General features: G+C 69.9%; 19 protein-coding genes and 2 pseudogenes. 7 read left to right on the top strand and 14 right to left on the bottom strand.

The genetic code is table 11. The features are described 5' to 3' along the window. Nucleotides 1-81: 81 nt before the first annotated feature. Nucleotides 82-1,074: a methylenetetrahydrofolate reductase gene (locus IRT45_RS09995; RefSeq protein WP_083870699.1), complete on the bottom strand. Its 993-nt coding sequence runs from the start codon at nucleotides 1,072-1,074 to the stop codon at nucleotides 82-84. A gap of 474 nt (nucleotides 1,075-1,548) precedes the next feature. Between IRT45_RS09995 and IRT45_RS09990 the strand changes: the two genes are divergently transcribed. The 5 genes and pseudogenes from IRT45_RS09990 to IRT45_RS09970 form a co-directional block, all read left to right on the top strand. Beyond that, nucleotides 1,549-2,673: a polyprenyl synthetase family protein gene (locus tag IRT45_RS09990; protein ID WP_194805665.1), complete on the top strand. Its 1,125-nt coding sequence runs from the start codon at nucleotides 1,549-1,551 to the stop codon at nucleotides 2,671-2,673. Further along, complete coding sequence (crtI, locus tag IRT45_RS09985) at nucleotides 2,670-4,247, top strand: phytoene desaturase family protein (RefSeq protein ID WP_194805592.1); 1,578 nt, start codon at nucleotides 2,670-2,672, stop codon at nucleotides 4,245-4,247. Before IRT45_RS09990 ends, crtI begins: the two co-directional genes overlap by 4 nt. Before the next feature lie 83 nt (nucleotides 4,248-4,330). Beyond that, on the top strand, nucleotides 4,331-5,947 hold the full coding sequence (locus tag IRT45_RS09980; RefSeq protein WP_194805664.1) for an alpha-(1->6)-mannopyranosyltransferase A: 1,617 nt from the start codon (nucleotides 4,331-4,333) through the stop codon (nucleotides 5,945-5,947). Further along, nucleotides 5,944-6,117: pseudogene (locus IRT45_RS09975) on the top strand (squalene/phytoene synthase family protein); the annotation flags it as partial. The gene IRT45_RS09980 and the pseudogene IRT45_RS09975, both read left to right, overlap by 4 nt. Before the next feature lie 519 nt (nucleotides 6,118-6,636). Continuing rightward, a pseudogene (locus tag IRT45_RS09970) lies at nucleotides 6,637-7,266 on the top strand (phytoene/squalene synthase family protein); the annotation flags it as partial. Between the two features lie 177 nt (nucleotides 7,267-7,443). On the opposite strand, the gene IRT45_RS09965 reads toward IRT45_RS09970, so the two are convergent. Further along, a complete protein-coding gene (locus tag IRT45_RS09965) occupies nucleotides 7,444-7,812 on the bottom strand; it encodes an Rv2175c family DNA-binding protein (RefSeq protein ID WP_194805591.1) in 369 nt (122 codons plus the stop codon). Nucleotides 7,813-7,982: 170 nt separating this feature from the next. Here IRT45_RS09965 and pknB point away from each other — a divergent pair, with 170 nt between their 5' ends. Further along, on the top strand, nucleotides 7,983-9,932 hold the full coding sequence (gene pknB, locus IRT45_RS09960; RefSeq protein WP_194805662.1) for a Stk1 family PASTA domain-containing Ser/Thr kinase: 1,950 nt from the start codon (nucleotides 7,983-7,985) through the stop codon (nucleotides 9,930-9,932). Between the two features lie 8 nt (nucleotides 9,933-9,940). Here the strand turns inward: pknB and IRT45_RS09955 are convergent, their stop codons facing one another. The 3 genes from IRT45_RS09955 to IRT45_RS09945 form a co-directional block, all read right to left on the bottom strand. Next, nucleotides 9,941-10,255: a hypothetical protein gene (locus tag IRT45_RS09955; protein ID WP_157126259.1), complete on the bottom strand. Its 315-nt coding sequence runs from the start codon at nucleotides 10,253-10,255 to the stop codon at nucleotides 9,941-9,943. Between the two features lie 145 nt (nucleotides 10,256-10,400). After that, on the bottom strand, nucleotides 10,401-10,793 hold the full coding sequence (locus IRT45_RS09950; protein ID WP_194805590.1) for a hypothetical protein: 393 nt from the start codon (nucleotides 10,791-10,793) through the stop codon (nucleotides 10,401-10,403). A 13-nt stretch (nucleotides 10,794-10,806) separates the two neighbouring features. Further along, a complete protein-coding gene (locus IRT45_RS09945) occupies nucleotides 10,807-12,192 on the bottom strand; it encodes a class II 3-deoxy-7-phosphoheptulonate synthase (RefSeq protein WP_030514740.1) in 1,386 nt (461 codons plus the stop codon). A 170-nt stretch (nucleotides 12,193-12,362) separates the two neighbouring features. Here IRT45_RS09945 and IRT45_RS09940 point away from each other — a divergent pair, with 170 nt between their 5' ends. After that, nucleotides 12,363-12,878, top strand: coding sequence for a polyadenylate-specific 3'-exoribonuclease AS (locus IRT45_RS09940; protein WP_194805589.1), 516 nt, complete (start codon nucleotides 12,363-12,365; stop codon nucleotides 12,876-12,878). 54 nt (nucleotides 12,879-12,932) lie between these two features. Here IRT45_RS09940 and IRT45_RS09935 read toward each other — a convergent pair whose 3' ends face one another. From IRT45_RS09935 to IRT45_RS09895, 9 genes are all read right to left on the bottom strand, one after another. Then, entirely contained in the window at nucleotides 12,933-13,658 is a 726-nt protein-coding gene (locus IRT45_RS09935; RefSeq protein WP_194805588.1) for a 1-acyl-sn-glycerol-3-phosphate acyltransferase, read from the bottom strand. 359 nt (nucleotides 13,659-14,017) lie between these two features. Then, entirely contained in the window at nucleotides 14,018-15,076 is a 1,059-nt protein-coding gene (locus IRT45_RS09930) for an ROK family protein (protein ID WP_194805587.1), read from the bottom strand. Then, nucleotides 15,073-15,876: a hypothetical protein gene (locus tag IRT45_RS36750; protein WP_228534092.1), complete on the bottom strand. Its 804-nt coding sequence runs from the start codon at nucleotides 15,874-15,876 to the stop codon at nucleotides 15,073-15,075. The genes IRT45_RS09930 and IRT45_RS36750 overlap by 4 nt, the downstream gene beginning before the upstream one ends. Then, nucleotides 15,873-17,117 carry an ArsA family ATPase gene (locus IRT45_RS09920; RefSeq protein WP_309240887.1) on the bottom strand — a complete coding sequence of 415 codons (1,245 nt, stop codon included), beginning with the start codon at nucleotides 17,115-17,117 and terminating at the stop codon, nucleotides 15,873-15,875. Before IRT45_RS09920 ends, IRT45_RS36750 begins: the two co-directional genes overlap by 4 nt. A gap of 53 nt (nucleotides 17,118-17,170) precedes the next feature. After that, nucleotides 17,171-17,608: an SRPBCC family protein gene (locus IRT45_RS09915; protein ID WP_036500238.1), complete on the bottom strand. Its 438-nt coding sequence runs from the start codon at nucleotides 17,606-17,608 to the stop codon at nucleotides 17,171-17,173. Between the two features lie 23 nt (nucleotides 17,609-17,631). Beyond that, entirely contained in the window at nucleotides 17,632-18,015 is a 384-nt protein-coding gene (locus IRT45_RS09910) for a hypothetical protein (RefSeq protein WP_036500236.1), read from the bottom strand. A 112-nt stretch (nucleotides 18,016-18,127) separates the two neighbouring features. Then, nucleotides 18,128-19,300, bottom strand: a complete 1,173-nt coding sequence (locus tag IRT45_RS09905) for a glycosyltransferase family 4 protein (protein ID WP_194805586.1) — start codon at nucleotides 19,298-19,300, stop codon at nucleotides 18,128-18,130. A gap of 226 nt (nucleotides 19,301-19,526) precedes the next feature. After that, the gene (locus tag IRT45_RS09900; RefSeq protein WP_194805585.1) at nucleotides 19,527-20,528 is read right to left on the bottom strand and encodes a hypothetical protein; all 1,002 of its coding nucleotides are present in this window, start codon (nucleotides 20,526-20,528) and stop codon (nucleotides 19,527-19,529) included. Between the two features lie 53 nt (nucleotides 20,529-20,581). Further along, the gene (locus IRT45_RS09895) at nucleotides 20,582-21,679 is read right to left on the bottom strand and encodes an NlpC/P60 family protein (RefSeq protein ID WP_084460732.1); all 1,098 of its coding nucleotides are present in this window, start codon (nucleotides 21,677-21,679) and stop codon (nucleotides 20,582-20,584) included. Between the last annotated feature and the right edge of the window lie 164 nt (nucleotides 21,680-21,843).

Here is a 21,843-nt window from a genome sequence, read left to right as displayed (position 1 = left end):
GGGACCTCCGCGTCGTCACGGTGCACGAGAGGGTACCGCCGGTGGAGGCGAATGCGTGGCAACACGCCCGCGAAACGCCGATCAGGCGCTGACGGCCGCCGGGGTCACCGTGTAGCCGAGGTTGGTGAGCACCTCGGTGGTCGCCTTGGCGAAGTTCAGGGTGATGAAATGCAGGCAGGGCGCGCCCTCGTCGATCAGTCGCTGCCCGATCTCGGTGGCGATCTCGATGCCCACCGCGCGCACGGCGTTGCGATTGGCCTCCGGATCGTTGCCGGCCGCCTGCTCGAGCCGCTGCATGACCCGCGCCGGCAGCGGCCGGCCGGACAGTTCCTCGGCGCGCTGCACCGTGCGCAGCGACGTGATCGGCATCAGCTCGGGAATGATCGGCTTTGCGCCCTGTTCGGCGTCGTAGGCCGCGACCCGATCCCGCAGGCGCAGATAGTGTTCCACGTCGAAGAACATCTGCGTGATCGAATATTCCGCTCCCGCACGCAGTTTCGCGGTCAGATAGCGGGTGTCGTGGTCCAGGTCGGGCGAGCGGTAGTGACCCTGCGGAAACGACGCCACGCCCACGTGGAAGTCGCCGAGTTCGCAGACCATGCGCACCAGTTCCTCGGCGTACTCGACACCGTCGGGATGTTTGCGCCACTCCCCCAGCGGATCGCCCGGCGGGTCACCTCGCAGTACGAGCATGTTGCGAATGCCGGCGTCGGCGTAGCTGCCGACGATGGATCGCAGTTCGGCAACGCTGTGCCCGACCGCGGTCAGATGCGCGACGGTGAGCAGTGTGGTCTCACGGGCCAGTTGCCCGGTGATGCGCGCGGTGCGGTCGCGGGTGGATCCGCCCGCACCGTAGGTCATCGACACGAACGCCGGATGCATCCGCTCGAATTCACGGGCGGCGCGCCACAGCCGCGCCTCGGCGGCCGCGTCGCGGGGCGGATTGAATTCCACCGAGAACGGAATGGTGCCGTCGGGGCGGCGGCCCAGCTGCCCCACCACGGAGGGAGTTCCGGACGGCGTCCGGGAAGGTCGGCCTGGGGTCGATCGTCCCCGTACGTTGTCGAAACTCACCGGTCCAGTGTAGTAGGGCACCCTCGCTCGACGGGCCGCCCGGTCCGGATCCGCGCCGGTCCAGCCGCCGGCGCCTCGGGCCGGAGCTGGACGTCGCCGTCGCGGCCCACCATCCGCCCAGGCGTCTCCGGGGCGGCGATCCGCACCCGCCTGCGATCTGTCGACCGGCCATCCCCGGGCACCACGTGACGGTCGCGCACGGACCGGCCGACCGGCCTCGATCTCGCCCGCCGGATGCGGTGCGGTGCCGGTCACGTGCCGGCTACGGCGCTGTCGGGCGGCGGAACCGACGCAGTAAGGTTCACGGTGGTCCGGCAGGCCGCGACGCGAACCCGTTCGCGATGGCCGGCCGGAGAATCGGCGGGACCGCCGCAGCCGTCGCCGGTGCAGACACAGGGTCTCGCCGGCCACATTCTCGGCACGCCGGATACGTCCCGGCGTGCCCGGTATCGGCTCGCCGATACGACGAACTATCTGGAGGTTGCGTTGTCCGTTGGTCCGGCCAGCCCGGCACGTCCGGCGCCGAACGACTCCGCGGCGCTGGTGCGCGCGGTCGAACAGGCGCTGACCGGATTCTTCGCCGGCCGCCGCGAACTGGTCGCCGAACTGGGGCCGGTCGTCATCTCCGCCACGGCCGCCCTCGAGGATTTCGTGCTGCGCGGCGGCAAGCGGACCCGGCCGTCGTTCGCCTGGACCGGATGGCTCGGCGCGGGCGGCGATCCGACCGGTGACCAGGCCGAATCGGTGCTGACCGCGTGCGCGGCGCTGGAACTGGTGCAGGCGTGCGCGCTGATCCACGACGACATCATCGACTCCTCCCGCACTCGCCGCGGCTTCCCGACCGTGCACGTGGACTTCGAAGATCGCCACCGCGACCGCGGCTGGGGTGGCGATTCGGCGCATTTCGGCGTGAGCGTCGCGATCCTGATCGGCGATCTGGCGCTGACGTGGGCCGACGACATGGTCGCCGCGGCCGGATTGGACGCCGCGGCCCGGGCCCGGTTCTCCCCGGTCTGGGCGGCGATGCGTACCGAGGTGATGGGCGGTCAGCTGCTCGACGTGCACGGTGAGGCCGGCGCCGACGATTCGGTGGCCGCCGCGCTGCGGATCAACCGGTACAAGACCGCCGCCTACACCGTGGAACGGCCGCTGCACCTGGGCGCGGCGCTGGCCGGGGCCGATCCGGAACTGATCGCCGCCTACCGCGAGTTCGGCACCGATATCGGCATCGCCTTCCAGTTGCGCGACGACCTGCTCGGCGTCTTCGGCGACCCGGCCGTCACCGGCAAACCGTCCGGTGACGACCTGCGCGAGGGTAAGCGCACGGTCCTGGTCGCCGAGGCGCTGCGCCGTGCCGACGCCACCGATCCCGCGGCGGCGCGGCTGCTGCGCTCCGCGCTGGGCACCGACCTCTCCCCCGAACAGGTCGCCGAGTTGCGCGACCTCATCACCGGACTCGGCGCCGTCGACGATGTGGAGCGCCGCATCACCGAACTCACCGACCGCGGTCTCGGCGCACTGGCGGCCAGCTCGGCCACCTCCGAGGCCGGCGACCGGCTGCGCGCGATGGCGCTGGCCGCGACCAGGCGAGTGGCATGAAAACCGTTGCCGGACAGTGCGATCGGATCGTCGTCGTGGGCGCCGGCCTGGCCGGGCTGGCCGCGGCGCTGCATCTGACCGGAGCCGGGCGCCGGGTCACCCTGCTCGAACGCGCCGATCATCCGGGTGGGCGGGTCGGCGTCTATCGCGGGCCGGATTACGAGATCGACTCCGGCGCAACGGTTCTCACCTTGCCCGGAGTGATCGACGAGGCGCTGGCCGCGGTCGGCACCGATGCCGCGGCCCACGGACTGCGGATCCACCGCCTCGATCCCGCCTATCAGGCGCGCTTCGCCGACGACAGTGTGATCGGCGTGTACGCGGATCCGGAGCGGATGGCCGCCGAGGTGCGGCGCGCGTGCGGGCCCGCGCACGCACAACGCTATCTGGACCTGCGGGGCTGGCTGGCCCGGATCTACGCCGGCGCCTACGACCAGTTCATGGACACCAATTTCGATTCCCCGCTCGACATGGTCCGCATCCCCGACAAGCGCGCCGCCCTGTGGGAACTGGTGCGCCTGGGCGCCTTCGGCCGGCTCGGCCCGCGCGTCCAGCGCATCCTGGGCGATCCGAAGTTGGCGCGGCTGTTCACCTTTCAGGCCCTCTACGCCGGGACCGCACCCGCGCAGGCATTGGCCGTCTACGGCGCGATTCCGCATATGGACACCTCGCTGGGCGTCTACTTCCCGGTCGGCGGCATGCGGGCGATCGCCGCGACGCTCGCGGCCGCGTTCACCGGCGCCGGCGGACAGTTGGAACTGAACTGCGAGGTCAGCGGTATCGACTATCACGCCGGGCGCGCCCGGCGGGTCCGCTCGGCGGATGGGCGCGACTTCGACTGCGATGCGGTGGTTCTGACCGCCGACCTCGGCTCGCTGCGCCGCTTCGGCATTCACCGGCGCCGCCCGTTGCGGGCGGCCCCTTCCGCCGTGGTGGCGCACGGCACCATCCCGGCCGAGGTGGCGGCGCAGTGGCCGCTACAGGCCCATCACACCATCGATTTCGGCCGGGCCTGGGACGAGACCTTCACCGAAATCGCCGCCCCGCGCGGCCGCGGGCGACTGATGAGCGATCCGTCGCTGCTGATCACCCGGCCCGCGCTCAGCGATCCCGGCCAGTTCGTCGATCGGGCCACCGGCCGCTACGAACCGCTGTCCGTGCTGGCCCCGTGCCCGAATCTCGATGCCGCGCCGCTGGATTGGCCGCGTCTGGGACCGGCGTACCTGGGAGAACTGCTGCACGTGCTGGAACAGCGCGGCTACCGGGGAATCGCCGAATATTTCACCGTCGATCACCTCGACACGCCGCAGACGTGGTACGAGCAGGGCATGATCGCCGGAACGCCGTTCTCGGCCGCGCACCTGTTCCGCCAGACCGGACCGTTCCGCACCCGCAACCTCGCGCGCACCCCGGCCAACGTGGTGCTGGCCGGATGCGGCACCACGCCGGGGGTCGGCGTGCCGACGGCGTTGCTGTCGGGAAAACTGGCCGCCGAACGCATTACCGGCGCCTTCCGGCACGCCGACGGCGCCACGTCGGCGACCGGCGCGCCAGGGTTGCCGGCAAACCGTTAAACTGGCCCGCGAACTGACCACTCCCGCGGTTCCGCACCGCACCGACATTCCCGGGGGGAAGACGAACCATGCCGACCCCCGATATGGACACTGCCCCCGTGACAGCACCGGTGACCAGCACGGTTGCCACGGTGCCGGTGACCGCCGTGCCGGTCCCGGAACCGGCCGTGCACACCGTGCGCTGGTGGGTCCGGTGGGCCGGCGACTTCTTCCGCAGCCCCGAGGGACACGCCGCCCTCCTCGGCTTCTGGGGTGCTGTCCTGATCACCTTCGGCGGCCTGGGCGCCGGCGCGGTGCGCCGCAGCGATCCGCTGCTGGAGGCGGCACATCTGTCCTGGCTGCGATTCGGGCACGGCTACGCGCTGGCCACCATCGTGGTGTGGCTGGGTGTGCTGTCGATGATCATCGCCTGGGTCCGGTTGGGGCGCATCACCATCGGCACCGGCGCGCGCCGCGGTCCCGGCAGCACCGTGACGCTGAACGAACTGCGGGTGATCGTCGGCATCTGGATCCTGCCGCTGCTGTTCGCCGTGCCCATGTTCAGCCAGGACGTGTACTCGTATCTGGCGCAGGGCGCACTGCTGCGCGACGGTTTCGACCCCTACAAGGTCGGCCCGGTGGTGAATCCCGGTGTGCTGCTGGACAACGTGAGCCCGGTATGGACCACCACCACCGCGCCCTACGGTCCGATCTTCCTGCTCATGGGGCAGGCCATCACCAGCATCACCGGTGACAACGTGGTGGCCGGCACCATCGCGATGCGCTTGGTCATGCTGCCGGGCCTGGCCCTGATGATGTGGGCCGTCCCGCATATGACCAAACACCTCGGCGGCAAACCGACGGTGGCGCTGTGGCTGGCGGTGCTCAACCCGCTGGTGCTGATCCACCTGATCGGCGGCGTGCACAACGAGATGCTCATGGTGGGCTTGATGGCCGCCGGCATCGCCCTGGTGCTGGAGCGGCACCACGCGGCCGGCATCGTGGTGGTCGCGATCGGCGTCGCGATCAAGGCGACGGCCGGTGTGGCGCTGCCGTTCCTGGTGTGGATCTGGATGATTCACGAACGCGAGCGGCGAGCCGCGGAGAACAAGGGACCGCTGCCGCATCCGATTCGCACCTTCGCCAAGATCGCCGGCCTCGGCGTGTCGGTATTCGCGGTGGTCTTCGTGGCCGCCTCCGCGGCCGCGGGTGTCGGGATCGGCTGGCTGACCGCGCTGTCGGGATCGAAGAAGATCATCAACTGGCTCTCGCTGCCGACGATCATGGCGCACACGGTCACCTGGGTGACGCCGCTGAATCTGGGTGAGGTGCTGGTGTGGACGCGCGGACTCTGTGCGCTCGCGCTGGTCGCCATCCTGGCGTGGACCTGGTGGCGCTACAAGAGCTCCGAACGCGATGCGGTGATGGGCATTCTCATCGCCTTCGTCGCGATCGTGATCCTCTCCCCCGCGGCGTTGCCCTGGTACTACTCGTGGCCGCTGGCACTGGCCGCCGGATTCGCCATGTCCACCACCACACTGATGATCCTGGTGGGGTTGTGCACCTGGTTGATGCTGGTGTTCCAGCCGGGCGGCTCGATCGGCCTGTACAACGTCTGGCACGTTGCGGCGGCCACCTTCGTCGCCGTGGTGGCGGCGCTGTCGCTGCGCAAGGTGGACCCGCTGCGGCTGCGCGCCGATTCGGGCAGACTCAAGCAATGACCGGCCGCGGCCCCGACGCCGAACTGGCGGCCGCATACCGGCACTGCAGGACCATCGCGGCGGAACACGGCCGCACCTACTTTCTGGCCACTCGCCTGCTGTCCCCACCACAGCGGGCCGCGGTGCACGCACTCTACGCGTTCGCACGGGTGGTCGACGACGTCGTGGATCATGCCGAAAGCGCCTGGGATACGGGCGGTTTCGCCGGGCCCGACCTCGGGCGTTCGAGGGCATGCGATGTCGGCTCCGCGGACCTCGATCACGACAAGGGCCAGGTCGCGCCCGTTCCGGGAACCGTCGATCGCACAGCGGCATGGCGCCTCGACCGGATCGAGACGCAGCTCCTTACCGCGTTGCACGAGGCGGGCATCTTCGGAACAGACGAGCGCACCCGCGGGCTCGGCGCTGTCGTCCGTAAGGGCGATTCGCCGGCCCTGGACACCGGCGGGTACGAGCCGGATACGGACTCGGATCGCTGGCGTTCGAGCGCGGGCACGCGAAGCTGTCACCGAGCCGAGGACGCCGTGCCGGTGGGCGTTGTCCATTCCCCCGCCCCGGCGGCTCGCGGTGCCGCGGCAGCACGCGGCGCAAACACCACCGGAACGGCCACGAGCCGTGTCGCGACCGGCAGCCGGGACATGACCGGCACCGCGGAGCCCGAGTGCCGTCTCCCGGAAAGCGCGGCGATCGACGGCCCGGTACTCACCGCACTCGTCGACACCATCGTCCGCTATCGCATTGCGCCCGAACACTTCCGGGTCTTCCTCGATGCGATGCGGATGGATGTGCCGGGGAGCGCGCTGTTCCGGAATCGGTATGCGGATATGGGCGAGTTGCGGGAGTACATGCGCGGTTCGGCAGCGGCGATCGGGCTGCAACTGCTGCCGATACTCGGCACGGTGGTACCGGTGGCCGAGGCCGAACCGGCGGCCGCGGCGCTGGGTGAGGCCTTCCAGCTCACGAACTTTCTGCGTGATGTCGCCGAAGACCTCGATCGGGGGCGCGTCTACCTGCCGGGTGACGAGCTCGCGGCCTTCGGCGTCGACGCCGATCTGCTCGCCCACTGCCGGCGCACCGGCCGGACCGAGCCGCGCGTGCGGCGCGCCCTGGCACATCTGATCGCGGTCAACCGCGCGGTCTATCGCACCGCCACGCCCGGCATCGACCTGCTCCGGCCGCGCGTGCGACCGGCCATTCGCACCGCGGCCGTGCTGTACGGCGGCATCCTCGACGAGATCGAGCGCCACGACTACGCCGTCTTCGACCGCCGCGCAACGGTTCCCACCTCGCGGCGGCTCCGGGTCGCGGTCACCGAATTCGGTTCCGGGCTGCGCCGCCCGGCGAATCCGGCCCCGCCTCTCCGCACCCCGCTCCCCCGCGCTTCTCGCACCGCGGTCCCCGGCGCGTTGCGCACCACGGTCCCCCGCGCATTGAACACGGCACGACCGAACGCGCCCCGCGCCTGACACCGGACTCTGCGCCCGGCGCCGCCCGGCTCAGAACGGTTCGGCCGCGGCCCGGCGGACGACCTCGCGGGCGAGCGGCCCGTGGATGGCGTCGATCGGACGCCCGGGCAGGGTGTCGTCCTCGGCGTACATCCACTCGAGGATTTCCTCGTTCGTATATTTCGCATCACGCATCACCGTGATGAGGCCGGTCAGGGGTTTGACGACCGCGCCCGACGAATCGAAGAAGTCCTTCGGGATACCGGCGATACCGCCGCGGCGGATCGCGATCAGTTGATGATCGCGCAGCATCTGATGCACTCTGGTCACCGCGATGCCCAGTTGTTCGGCCACATCCGGCAACGGAAGCAGGGTCACCGATTCGGGAACGACATCGTCGCTGCAAGGAAATGCACTCACCTGCACAACGGTAGTCCGTCGGCATCCGGATACGGCGTACGCCCGGTTTCGGCGGGGGCGTAAGCACGTCATCAGCGACCGTGACGGCGCACGCCTATACGATCGGGGGTGCCGTCACGGGGGCGGCAACCGCTAGGTGATATTCGGAGGACAGCAGTTTGATCGGCCAGATGCTGGACGGGCGCTACCGCATCGACGCGCCGATCGCGCGCGGTGGGATGTCGATGGTGTTCCGGGGAGTCGACACCCGGCTGGACCGGCCCGTGGCGATCAAGGTGATGGACCCCAAGTTCGCCGGTGACCCGCAGTTTCTGACCCGCTTCGAATTCGAGGCCCGCTCGGTGGCCAAGTTGAAGCATCCCTCGCTGGTGGCGGTCTACGACCAGGGCATCGACGGGGAATATCCGTTCCTCATCATGGAGCTCGTCGAGGGCGGCACCCTGCGCGAACTGCTGCGCGAACGCGGGCCGATGCCGCCGCACGCGGTGCGCGCGGTCGCCGAGCCGGTGCTGCGCGCGATCGGTGTCGCGCACGCGGCCGGACTGGTGCACCGCGACGTCAAACCGGAGAACGTGCTGATCTCCGATGCCGGTGAGGTGAAGATCGCCGATTTCGGCCTGGTGCGCGCGGTGGCCGGCTCGAATATGACCTCGGCCAGCGTCATCCTCGGCACCGCGGCGTATCTGTCGCCGGAACAGGTCACCGCCGGGAATGCCGACGCCCGCAGCGACGTCTACTCCTTCGGCATTCTGATCTTCGAAATGCTCACCGGCCGTGCGCCGTTCACCGGTGACACCTCGCTGTCGATCGCGTATCAGCGGGTCGAGAAGGATGTGCCGAGCCCGAGCCGGTTCATCGAGGGCATACCACCGGAATTCGACGAACTGGTCGCGCACGCCACCGCCCGCGAACCCGCGCACCGCTTCGCCGACGCCACCGAGATGGCCGCCGAACTGCACCGCATCGCCACCGCGCTGCACCTGCCCGACTACCGGGTGCCGGCCCCCCGGGAATCGGCGGAACACCTGTCCGCGCGATACCGCGTCGTCCAGACACCTGCCGCGGCACCCGGACCCACCCACACCCCGCAGCCGGTCACCGAGGCGACGACCCGGCTCGCGGCCGAACCGTCCCACACCCGGGTGATGACCGCGGCCCATCCGATGCCCGATCCGGAAGCGGATCGAGCGCATCAGCCGCCGCCCTCACCGCATCGACCGGAATTCGTGCCCGATCGCGGCAGATCCCGGCGCCGAGTCCTGATCTGGGCGGCCGTGGTGGTGGTTCTCGCACTGCTGCTGGGTATCGGCGGCTGGTGGCTGGGCGTCGGCCGCTATTCGTCCGTTCCGGCGATCGCCGGGATGACCACCGAACAGGCGACCGCGAAGCTGAAGGACGCCGGATTCGGGACGACCGTACGGGACAGGGCGTCCGACATCATTCCGGTCGGCGGGGTGGTCGGCACCGATCCCTCCGCCGGGGCGAAGGTGCTGAAGGGGTCGACGGTCGCCGTCCTGGTGTCCAGCGGACAGCCGCATGTGCCGCAGTTTCAGCCCGGCCAGGACACGAAGACGGTGAACCAGCTCATCCGCGATGCCGGCCTCACCCCCGTCGACGGCGGTGAGAAACCCAGCACCGCACCGAAAGGGTCGGTGGCGCAACTGGATCCGGCGCCCGGCACGGTCCTGCCGACCGGTGCCCAGGTGAAGGTCTATCGCAGTAAGGGTTCGCAGCCGGTGAAGCTGCCCGATGTGCGCGGCAAGACCGTCGACGAGGCGAAGGCGACGCTGCAGAACGCCGGACTCACCGTCGGTGACACCCGCACCGACTTCGACGGCAAGATCAAGCCGGGGCAGGTCGCGGGCACCGATCCGGCCGCCGGCACCCAGGTGCTCTCCGGTGCGACGGTGACGCTGATCGTCTCCGACGCCATCCAGGTTCCCGATGTCATCGGCAAGAACGCCGCCGCGGCCCGCTCCGAACTCGAGGCGATGGGCCTCAAGGTCGTGCTGAACCAGGTGTTCAGCGGCGACCGCGGCACCGTCCGGGTGCAGTCCCCGTTCGGCGGTGCGAATGTGGCGCCCGGATCGACGGTCACCCTCACCGTCCTGCCGTTCTGACCCCGGGCTCAGCCGAGCACACCGCCCACATCCGCGCCGCCGAGCAGTTCGGCCTCACTGATGCCCAGCCGCCGCCCGGCCAGGTCGAGCGCCTGCCGTAGCACCGCGCTGGCACTGGCGCCGACCACCTGGGACAGTTCGAGCCGGCCGTTGCCGCGCACCACCCGCACCCGGCAGCGCCACGCGATGCCGGCACGATCGACCTCGGGGCGTTCGATCACGATCGTGACCGGGACACCATCGATCTCGAGCACATGTTCGGCGAGGGCGGCGACCGGCCTGCCCGCAGTTTGCAATCCCCTGGCTACCGATGCGCTCTGCATAGCGATCCTCTCAGCACGTATCCCGCACAGCCTGTTGCCGCTGCAGTGTCACGCCTGGAAACCTAGTGCAGGTTCCGGCGTTCAGCAACCGGGCAGCTAACTTTTGCGGCTCATGTCACGATCGCGTGATTCCCGGACGGGCGGTTCAGCCGACCGCCAGCAACGGGTCACCGGTTTCCGGATCGTTGACCGCGACCACCGCGGCGGTGGTGAACACCTCCACCGGAACCCCGCCGATACTCGGGCTGATGTTGGTGGTGATCTGTGCGGCGGCCGCTGCGGGCACGTAGCCGTGGGACACGTCGAACCCCCAGGAGATCTCGTAGCCCCAGCAGATGTTGAAGATCAGCACGCGGCTGCCGTCACGCAGCACGACCTCCGACGGGATCCCGTCGCGGTCGCGATCGCGCAGCAAACGCAGAATGGTGCGATCGGCGTTGCCGATCCGGAGCGCGCTCTGCGCGCTCGCCGGACCTTCCCCGCGCGGGCGGCCGTCACCGCGCGAGGGGCCCTCGTCATTGCGAAATACGACGTCCACTACGGCCGATCCGTCACCGCAGCATCTCGGCGACCAGGAATGCCAATTCCAGGGACTGCTGCGTATTGAGGCGCGGATCGCAGGCCGTCTCGTAGCGGTCCTCCAGATCCAGATCCGAGATGTCCTGCGCGCCACCGAGGCATTCGGTGACGTTCTCGCCGGTGAGCTCGATGTGCAGGCCGCCCGGATGCGTGCCCAAGGCGTGGTGCACCTCGAAGAAGCCCTGCACCTCGTCGACGATGCGGTCGAAGTGGCGGGTCTTGTACCCGGTGGACGATTCGTGCGTGTTGCCGTGCATGGGATCGCACTGCCAGATCACCTGATGGCCGGTGGCCTGCACCTTCTCGATGATCGGCGGCAGCACGTCACGGACCTTGGTGTTGCTCATCCGCGCGACGAGGGTGAGCCGGCCCGGCTCGTTGGTGGGATCGAGCCGCTCGACGTATTCCACGGCCTGATCCGGCGTGGTGGTCGGGCCGATCTTGATGCCGATCGGATTGGCCAGCAGTTCGGCGAAGGCGATGTGGGCGCCGTCGAGCTGGCGGGTCCGCTCACCGATCCACAGGAAATGCGCGGACAGGTCGTAGAGCACCGGATCGCCCGCGGCGTTGTGGGACAGGCGCAGCATGGCCCGCTCGTAGTCGAGCACCAGCGCCTCGTGGCTGCAGTAGATCTTGGCCGATTGCAGGCTGGGGTCCTGCACCCGGCAGGCGTTCATGAACGCCAGGCCGCGGTCGATCTCGGAGGCCATCTGCTCGTAGCGGGCACCGGCCGGCGACTGCGCGACGAAATCGCGGTTCCAGTCGTGCACCTTGTGCAGATCGGCCATCCCCGCGCCGGTGAGCGCCCGCACGAGGTTCATCGCGGCGCTGGCGTTGGCGTAGGCGCGCACCAGCCGCGACGGGTCGTGCTCGCGCTGAGCCGCGTCGGCGACCAGCGCGTTGACCATGTCGCCGCGGTAGGACTTGAGGCCGAGCGCGTCGACATCGGCCGAACGGGGTTTGGCGTACTGGCCCGCGATCCGGGCCACCTTCACCACCGGCAGGCTCGCACCGTAGGTCAGCACCACCGCCATCTGCAGCAGGGTGCGGATGTTGCCGCGGATATGCGGCTCGGTGTTGTCGGCGAAGGTTTCCGCGCAGTCGCCGCCCTGCATCAGGAAGGCTTCGCCGCGGGCCACCTCGGCCAGTCGCAGCCGCAACTCCTCGACCTCGGCGGGCACGCACAGCGGCGGCACGCTCTCGAGAACGGTACGCATGGTGGCGGCCTGCTCGGGATCCCACGACGGCTGCTGCAGGGCGGGGCGGGCGAGGGCGGCGTCGAGTCGCCGACGGAGCTCGGCAGGCAGCGGTGGCAGTTCCGGCAAGCGATCGATCGGTACGTCGACGGTCCAGTTCACCAGATCAGAATACGGACCTTCCGCAATCTCGGGGTAACCCGGAGGGTAGGGGCGATGAATACGGCCGCGCGGGCGGGGCCGTAATCTCGAGCGCGGGGCCGGGTCGGGCGGTTCGGCCGAGATATCACCGCGAACGCCGGTGTACGCCGAATCGGAAAGGGCACTACCGCGTGAAATATTTTTATGACTGCGAATTCATCGAGGACGGAGTGACGATCGATCTGATTTCGATCGCCGTGGTCTGCGAGGACGGTCGGGAATATTACGCGGTGTCAACGGAATTCGACCCCGAGCGAGCCGGGCAGTGGGTGCGGCGCAATGTATTGCCGAAACTCCCCTCCCCCTCCTCGCCGCTGTGGCGCAGCCGGCAGCGCATCCGCGACGATCTCTATCAATTCCTGGTACCGCGTCCCACCGTGCGCCCGGAATTGTGGGCATGGGTGGGCGCCTACGACCATGTGGCGTTCTGCCAGCTGTGGGGTTCGATGGTCGATCTGCCGGCGGCCCTCCCGCGCTACACCAACGAACTGCGCCAGCACTGGGACCACCACGGCCGGCCGGACCTGCCCCCGGTGCCGGCCGACGCGCACGACGCGCTGGCCGACGCCCGGCACAATCTCGCCAAGTACGAGGCCATCGAGGCGTTCCGGCGCAGCGGCGCGATCACCGGCATCGATCGACGATAGAGACGAACTCGGCCCCCGGACGGTTGTCCGGGGGCCGAGAGCGTAGGGCGAGAGTCAGCTCGCCAGGGTCTCCGGGATCCGCTCGGCCTCGGGCCGGCTGCCGGAGGGCACGCCCTTCTTCAGGCTGGCGGCGTAGACGTCGACGTACTCCTTGCCCGACATCCGCATCAGCTCGTACATGATCTCGTCGGTGACGGCCCGCTCGACGAAGCGGTTACCGCCCATGCCCTCGTAACGGGAGAAGTCGATCGGCGCACCGAATTTCACGGTGACGCGGCGGCGGCGCCACCGGAACGGGCCGGGAGGACACACCTCGTCGGTCCCGATCAGTGCCACCGGGATCACCGGCACACCGGTCTCCAGGGCGAGGCGTGCCACACCGGTCTTGCCCTTGTACAGGCGGCCGTCGGGCGAGCGGGTGCCTTCCGGGTACAAGCCGACCATGCGGCCCTCGCCCAGCAGTTTGCGAGCGGTGTTGAGCGCGTCCTCGGCGGCGCTGGCGCCGCTGCGGTCGATCGGATACTGACCGGTGCCGGAGAAGAAGAACTTCTGCAGCCGGCCCTTGAGTCCCGGCGTGGTGAAGTATTCGGCCTTGGCCAGATAGGTGATGCGACGGGGGCTCAGCAACGGCGTGAACAACCAGTCGGTGAACGACAGATGATTGCCGGCGAGGATGACTGCTCCGTCGGCGGGGATATTCTCCACGCCCTCGACCTTCGGCCGGTTGTAGATGTGCATGAAGGGCCCGACCAGCACGAATTTGAGCAGCCAGTAGAACATTGCGTCCTTTCCCCTGTGATTGTCGAACGGGACCGGCCTCGTCGCAGGCACCTCCGTCGGCACCGACTCTACCGTCGCCGACCTGCTGCGACCAACCCCACACGAGGTATTTCACATGCCGGCAATCACATCGGTGAAATCGGGTACGCATGAGGTGCTTCCGCCGTGCGAAACCGACCGGCCGTCGAGTGAATCGGCGAGATGTGCGACGCCACGGATCATTTGCTCCCCACTCGTACGCCGCGCCCGGCGAACGAGCACGAGCAGAGTGGCCGATTCCGTTTCCGCCGCGCGGCATCGGCGCCGAGGAACCGGAGGCTTTTCCGGACCGCCGTGTTTTCCCGGAGCGCCGTGGAGGACTATTCCCGGCCCGCGGTGGAGCGGGCTCGCGGCAAGGCCGCCGAATCGCCGCGGCCGGTCGCCGGCGCATGCCCCTCGGCGGCCCCGGTCTCCAGGGCCGTGCGCGCGAGTTCGGCCGCGCCGATCATGCCCGCCGCCTCCCCCAGTTGCGTGGTGCGGATGCGGGCCAGCGGACGATGGCGGCCGCCGGTGATCGCGGCGGCGTAGTGCTCGCGCGCGTCGTCGAGGAACAGCGGCGCCGAGGAGCTGACGCCGCCCGCGATGACGATCAGATCCGGATCGAAGATATCGCTGACGAAGGCCAGTCCCAGCCCCAGCCAGCGGGCGAAATCGGCCATCACGTGCAGCGCCACCGGATCGCCGTCGTGGGCCGCGCCCGCCACCCGCCGCCCGGTCAGCGATCCCGGATCGCCGACCACCTCCCGCGCCAGGATCGTCGACGGCATCGGATCGGTGGCGAGCATTTCGATCGCGGTGTCGACCAGCGCCGTCCCGCTGCAGTAGCGCTCCCAGCAGCCGCGTTTGCCGCACGGGCAGATCCGGCCGTGCGGCACCACCTGCAGATGCCCCAATTCCGGTGCGACACCGTAACTTCCGCGATACAGCCGCCCCTCCACCAGCAGCGCCGCGCCGATCCCGGTGCCGATCGCGACCAGCACGCCGTTGTGCGCGCCCGCGGCCGCGCCGAACCGATATTCGGCCCACATCGCGGCATTGGCATCGTGTTCGAGAATCACCGGCAACCCGAGCCGACGTCCGAGCCGCCCGGCGACCGCGGTGTCCTCCCACGGCAGATGCGGTGCGAAGCGCACCGAGGACCGGGATTCGTCGACGAAGCCCGCGACCGCCAGCCCCACCGCCCCGATATCGTGCCGCGCGCACAATTCCCGTACCGCGCGGTCGAGACCGTCCTCGAGCGCGTGCGCCGAATGCGGGGTGGGCGCCTGGACGGTGTCGAGCACCTCACCGTCCCCGTCGACGACCGACGCCCGGATATTCGTCCCGCCGACATCGATGCCGACGGTGAGCGGAGCCTCTCGTCCGACCCGAGTGGTCATTTCTTGATCCGCACCGGGATGGGAACGTATCCGGGTCGCTCGACCGAATCCCGCCCTCGCCCAGTACGTTCGGCCGCGCGCCGGCCACCGCGGCGCGCCTTGCTCACCTGCTCGTCGGGCGCCTGCGCGCGCCCCGGCACACCGGAAGCCTCCGCTGCGCCGCCCTCCGCCACGCGCGCTCCCCGCGACGTCGATCCCCTCGTGGCACGCGCTTCGCCCCCGCGTCCGGCCCGGTCATCGCGCCTGCCCGAGGCTACGGCGCCGCGATGCTCGTCTTCGCCCCCGCGCCCGGCCGCCTCGGCACCGTGAGCATTCTCCGGCCCGCTGCCTTCGGCTGTTCGGGCGCCGCGACGATCAGGGTCGCCACTTCGGGCGCCTCCGCGCGGACCACGATGCTGTGCACTGGGCCCGCCCGCGATCCATCCGTCGTGCTCGGTTCGCACCGAAGTCGGATCGGCGCCGACTTCGGTTGCCGCGGAATCATATTCATCCGACGCGTCGTCGCCGGGATCCGGAATGTCGTCCGGGAGCAGCGGTTCGACCGGCACTCCGGCCAGCGCCTCGCGCAGCACGGTCACGATCGCGGTGCCGTGGTCGGCGACTGCCGCCACCACCTCGTGATGCTCACCGCGGACCAGTGCCGCGGTCGCGCAGACCGGGCACCAACTGCAGCTGTCCCATTCGCGGCCGTCGGCGGCCGCGCGACGCAGGGCGGGTTCGACGCGTTCGAGCAGGGTTTCGGCGAGGGCACGCAGTTCCTGGGCGAATTCGCCGAAACTGTCGTCGTGGGCGTGGGTCATTGCGGCCATACCCCCGGGTCGGGCCGGAAACGCACGACGAGTTGCTCACCGTCGAGTTCGGCGCCGTCGACCGTGCACCGCCGCAATACCGGCGCCAGTCGTAGCCGCCGCCGGACCCCGTCCGCTCCCACGATCACATCGTCCTCCACTCGTCCCAGTCGCAGCGTGCCCGGGTCGACCACCGGCAGACGCATCCGCAGCGTGAATACCGATTCCAGCCCGGTGCCCGACTCCCATCGCACCTCCGGCTCCCCCGTCGCACTACCGGGCTCCGGCGTCGTGTCGCTCAGCATAGGGTCTGGTTCGGCCGCCGGCGGGTTGCCACGAACGGGCAACGCCTGTGCCAGCCCCGACAACGCCCGCGGCCCGACCGGTTCCGGCCCGCTGTGATGAGCGATCACCACGGGCACATCCGGCATCCTGCGGCGCAGATCCGCGATCACGTCGAGCTGTTCGGCGCGACGCTGCAGATACCACTGCACCGCGGGGTGAGCGCTGCCCTCGGCCGGCGGCACCGGCGGCAGCACTTTGTTCACCACCACCGCGTCCAGACGTATACCCAGAAGCGCCGCCGCCGAACGCACCCGCGCCGATTCGGCCAGCGCGACTCGTTCGGCGCCGGTGATCAGCCGGGCCCCGGTGCGCCGCGCATCGGCCAGCAGATCCCGAATCGCCGTGACCGCGGCCGCGATCCGCTCCACCGTCGCCGCCAGCACCGCGCGCCGCATATCCGGACCGGTCGCGCTCATCACCCGGGCATGGGTGGGCCAGATCCGTTCCAGGTAGCCGAGCAGGGTGTCGGGTGCGGTGACGATGCGCAGCATGTCCGCCGAGGGCGGGCAGTCCACGATGATCAGATCCCAGTCGTCCTCCCCCGCGAACTGCGCGATCTCGGTCAACGCCAGCAGTTCCTGCACACCCGGCAGTCCGGTGAGTTCGGCCGGATCGAGTGCGGCGAGGTCGATGCCGTGATCGTGGCCGCCGCCGGACAGCATCCGCGCCACATCGCGGAACCGATCCTCCAGCAGCGCAAGCGAATCGATCTCGATGACGTCGAATCCGGGGGCGACGGTCACCACCCCGGCGACCGTGCCGGGATCGTGGGCGAAGCGGAAACCCAGTGCGTCACCGAGCGAATGGGCCTGGTCCACCGAGGCGACCAGCACGCGCTGTCCGGCCTGCACCGCGGCGATGGCCGCCGCGCAGGCGAGCGTGGTCTTACCGACCCCGCCCTTGCCGATGAACAGTTCGAGACGGGTCGTGACGGCACCACGACCGCGCTGCGGAGGCCGCGTCAGCCTTCGACCCGTTTCTTGAGTTCCTTGAGGGCCGTATCGGTGATCACCTTCTCGGCCTTGCGTTTGAACATCCCGATCATCGGGATGGTGAGGTCCACGGTCAGCTCGTACACCACCTGGGTGGTTCCGTCGGGCTGGTCGATGAGCTCGTAGGTGCCGTCCTGCGCCTTCTGCAGTTCGCCGCTGACCAGTTTCCAGCTCACCGCCCGGCCGTCGGCGCGCCAGGTGTAGGACAGCACGTAGGTGTCCTTGACGACGCCGGCGTCCAGCACGAATTTCGCCGTGCGGGCGCGCCCGTCGGGGAAGGTCTCCAGTACGTCCACCGATCGTGCCGCCGACACCCATTCCGGATACGACTGCAGATCGGCGATGACGGCCATCACCCGATCCGAGGGGGCATCGATGGTGATCGACCTCTGGGTCCGGTCGGCCATGACTGACAGCGTTTCCTTTCGACCTAGCGTGACGGCGCCACACCGGCCGGACGGCCGGCCTCCAGCCGCGATTTCACCTCGAACGACATCTTCTTGCCGGCTACCCGCCGGGAACGGTTGGCGGCCATCAGGGTTCGGGGCGAGAGCGCGGCCGCGCCCGGCGGTTCGGCGTGCATGAAGTAGTGCAGGATCACCCCGTCCAGCGACGGCTCCAGCCAGACCTCCATGGTGCCGGTCAGCGGCCCGCTGACCGACCAGCGAATTCCCTTGTCACCCCGGTCTTCTCGCACCTCGAGGGTGAGGTCGGGCCACCAGCGGTGCCACCGTGACCGATCGGCCAGGACCTCGGCGACCGCGGCGCCGGACGCGGCGACGAAGGTCTGGTCGGCCACCTGGATGCTGCTCACGGTTGGGGCTCGCTGCTGCGCTCGCTCATGAGGCCGAGCCTACTGGGTCGAAGCCCCGGGGCGGTAACGCAGTGCCGAGCCCGCACGACCCGCCGTCGAGCTTCGGGCCGGCTCACCGGCCTGCACCGTCGGATCCCCGGACGCCGGCTCGTGTGCTCGGGTCGAGCAGAGTTCGCAGCCGGCCGCCCAGAACGTCCCAGCGCCACTGGTCGGCGACCCATTCGCGGCCCGCGGCGCCCATCCGCGCCGCGGCATCGGGGTCGGACAGAATGTCCACGACGGCGGCGGCCACCGCGCTTTCGCTGCGCCCGTCGACCACCGTCCCGGTGCGGCCCTCGAGGACGGTTTCCGGTGCGCCACCGGAATTTCCGGCCACCACGGGCACGCCTGTCGCCGACGCCTCCAGATAGACGATGCCGAGTCCTTCCACGTCCAGCCCGGCGCCGCGGGTGCGCGAGGGCATCGCGAAGACGTCGGCGAGGGTGTGGTGGGCGGCCAGTTCGGCGGCGGGGACGCGGCCGGTGAACACCACGTCCGCCTCGAGGTCCAGCGAGCGCACCAGGCCGCGCAACGTGTCCTCATACGGACCGCCGCCCGCGATGACCAGCACCGCGCCGTCGATACGGCGCCGGATCTCGCGCATCGCCAGAATCAGCATGTCCTGGCCCTTACGCGGGACCAGCCGCGACAGGCACAACACCGTCGGCCGCTCGCCCAGGCCGTACCGGGCGCGTAGTTCCGCGCGCGCGGCGGGATCGGGGTGGAAGACGGTGCTGTCCACACCCGGCGGCAGATATTCCAGGGCCGCCTGGGCGCCGAATGCCGCGGCGAAGCGCCGACGAGTGTATTTGCTGACGTAGGTGACGACATCGGTGTGGTCGCCGATCACGCGCAGCACTTGCCGGGCGCCGGGCAGCATGGACCAGCCAACCTCGTGACCGTGGGTGCTGGCCACGATCCGGTGCGCACCGAAACGGCGCAGCGCCGGCGACATCAGTGCCAGCGGCGCGGCGGCACCGAACCAGACGGTGTCGCAGCGGTGCTCGCGCAGCAGTGTCGCGGCGCGGCGCAGCACCAGCGGCGTCGGCAGCATCAACGTGGTCGGGTGGCGCACGACCTCGAACGGCTGCTGGGCATCGAATCGCTGATGGGAGTCGCCGCGCCAGCGCGGTGCGTAGACCACGAGGTCCTCCGGCGGCATCCGCAGCGCGAGCGAATGAACGTACGACTGGATGCCGCCCGGCCGGGGCGGAAAGTCGTTGGTGATCAACAGGGTGCGGCCCATGGGGGCGAGTCTATGGGTGCGCCCGCGGTGACCGGCGCTATGGGCGTGGCTCCGCGCGGCCGGCGCTAGGGGTGCGGCCGCCACGACCGGCGCTATGGGCGTGGCTCTGCCCGGCCGATTCTTCGCGTGGCCGCCGCGACCGGCGCTAGGGGTGCGGCCTGTGCGTCCTGCTCCATCGGCGTGCGCCCGTGCGGCCGGCCCTACGGGTGGCCGCCGCGACCGGGTCCTAGGCCGCGACGCGAGCCTTGATCCAGTCGCGCCAGGCGGAGACGAATTCGGTGTGGCCGAGACCCACGGTGGCGCGCAGTCCCCGGTCCAGCGCGGCCTGGTCCTGCGGGCCGGTGGCGAGCCGGCGGTAGAGCGCCACGAGTTCGGTCTCTCCGAATCGGTCCGCGACGAACGCGTTGGCCGACCAGGCCTGTTCGTAGGCGAGGGCGGCGTCGGTGCCCGGGCTCGGCGCGAAGGCGGGGTCGCCGGGCAGATCCGCGGGCAGGTCGCCGGTGCGGGCGCGGGTGGTGACTGTCGGTGCCACCTGGGCGAAGCGCTGCTGGTCCCCGCGGTGGCCGCAGTATTCGGCGAACCCTTCCAGCACCCACTGCGGGGAGCCGTCGACGGTCCGAGCGCGGGCGGCGATGTGGGTGAGTTCGTGACGCAGGGTTTCGCGCAGACCGTCCGGGCCGAGCCGGCGGCCGGCATCGGGTGCGAAGACGATCCGCTGACCGGCGGGCTGGGTGCCGGGCACGAACGGATCCGACACCGAGGCCGCGGCGACCTCGCCGGACACCGGACTTGTGGCGTGGGTCAGCGCCGCGAATTCGGAACTGCTCGAGGCGACGGCCACCACGGCTTCGTGGGCCCACTCGGTACCCCACACCTCGGAGACGGCCATGACCGCCGGGCCGACCTCGCGGGCGAGCTGGTCGACGTCACCGCGCTGATACGGATGTCCCAGCACCACCGACAGCCTACCGTCGTCGCCCGAAACCTGTTGCGCGACAACGGGTCCGTACGAACTCATGACGCGGCGCAACTCGGGCAGCTGGGGATCGGCGTGCGCCGGCGCGGTATCGGACTCCGCGGCGGCGGGCACGGTGTGCAGGCCCGTCTTGGGTAGCAGCAGCAAGGCGCCACCGGCCGCGGTCAGCGCCACCACCACGGCGAGGGTGGCGACGAACTCGAAGCGCCCACGATGGGCCAGCCATGTCCGGACCCGCAACAATCCGCTCATACGACACGATCCTCACGTCGGTGTGATGACTCGCCGCCAGATTCTCGCAGTGTTTACGGCATTCCGATCCAGTATCGGCGCGCGGAATGGAAAGGCGTATTACCCATCGGCGCCACCGCCACCGGCACACCGAAGGTGGAGGCGTGCAGGATCATGCCATTCCCGGCGTAGATGCCGACATGGGAGGCGTCCGAATAGAAGAACACCACGTCGCCGGGCTGCAACGAGTCCCGCGACACCGGCGTGCCGACCGTGGCCTGCGCCTGGCTGGTGCGCGGCAGATCGATGCCCACGTGATGGAAGGCCCACTGCACCAGGCCGGAGCAGTCGAACTGGTCGGGGCCGGTCGCACCCCAGACGTACGGGTCGCCGACGCGGGTCAATCCCGCGGCCAGCGCACTGGTTCCGCTACCGGGGACCAGGCCGCGCAGCAGGGTGTCGCGGTCGAAGCCGGGTGGGAACAGCGACCCGGCGAGACTGGATTTCTCCCCGGCCGAGAGCGCACCCCAGGCCTGAATGACCTGGGCCATCGCACCCTGCAGATCGGCGCGCTTGTGCTCGAGGTCCGCGCGCACCTGATCGGCCTTCTGCGCGGCGGCCTGCGCGGCGTCGGAGGCGGATTTGGCGGCGGTTTCGGCGGCGGTGGCCGAATCGGTGGCCTTGGAGAACTGCGTCAGTTGATCGGCGGTCTGCGTGGACAGCACGTCCAGCGTCGACATCTGGTCGAGCAACTGCTGCGGGGAATCGGACACCAGCACCGAGAACAGCCGGTTGGTCCGGGCGCCCTGATAGGCGGCGATCGCGGTCCGGTCCACGGCCGGTTGATATTTGCGCACCTCGGCCTTGGCGGCGTCGAGGGCCTGGGTCGCGGTCGTGAGCCTGGCGTCGGCGTCGCGTGCCACGCCCTGTTTGGCTTCCAGATCGCCCTGCGCGGCCAGCGCCTGCTGATTGAGCTGTTCGGACTGATGCGACAACTCGATGAGCCGCTGCACCGCGTCACCTGCCGTGGCCGGTTGTTCCGCGGGCGCCGGATCGGCCGTTGCCAGGCCACCGGAGGACGCTCCGAACACGAGCGCACCCACCGCCAGTGAGCCGCCGACCAGGCGTCTGGTTCTGTTGTTGCGTTGCGCGTTGCCCTTGTGCGCTGTCACGGCCTGCCGTGCCCCGTTCTCTCGTCCCGAGCTGGAAACCACGAAGGTCTCGATAAGGTTACGGAACGGCGACCGTCCATGTCCAGCAGGGCACGAAACGATCACGCCGTATACCCCGAATGCCCGGATCGGCGGTCCGAACTGTGCGGAATGCGCCGATCCGG

It is taken from the genome of Nocardia sp. BSTN01 (assembly GCF_015354405.1).
GTDB lineage: Bacteria > Actinomycetota > Actinomycetes > Mycobacteriales > Mycobacteriaceae > Nocardia.
Note: the sequence above shows the minus strand (reverse complement) of the source record. Positions and strands in the feature narration are given on the sequence as shown.